We start from the raw sequence: 255 nt of genomic DNA on the forward strand, positions 1-255 counted from the left end.
TAAGGCGGCTAAACGCTTTCTCTCCAAGGCGATCAGGGCGAATGGCCTTCCAGAGACAATTACCATCGATGGCAGTGCAGCAAACAAAGCAGCAGCTGAAGCGGTTTGTCAGGAACGCTATGTGACCATTGAGATACGTCAAACCAAGTATCTTAATAACCGGGTTGAGCAAGATCATCGGGGTATTAAGCGGATCACTCGATCTATGTTAGGTTTTAAATCATTCCGTAGTGCTCGGTCTACGTTGATCGGTAT

The 255-nt window shown here is 47.1% G+C and carries 1 protein-coding gene; it reads left to right on the plus strand.

The window, feature by feature from the left end:
- The coding region (locus tag ACQ96U_RS27235) for a DDE-type integrase/transposase/recombinase (protein WP_431724421.1) at positions 1-255 on the plus strand (255 nt) is incomplete at both ends.

Origin of the sequence: Zooshikella sp. RANM57 (assembly GCF_050749885.1) — a bacterium.
Lineage (GTDB): Bacteria > Pseudomonadota > Gammaproteobacteria > Pseudomonadales > Zooshikellaceae > Zooshikella.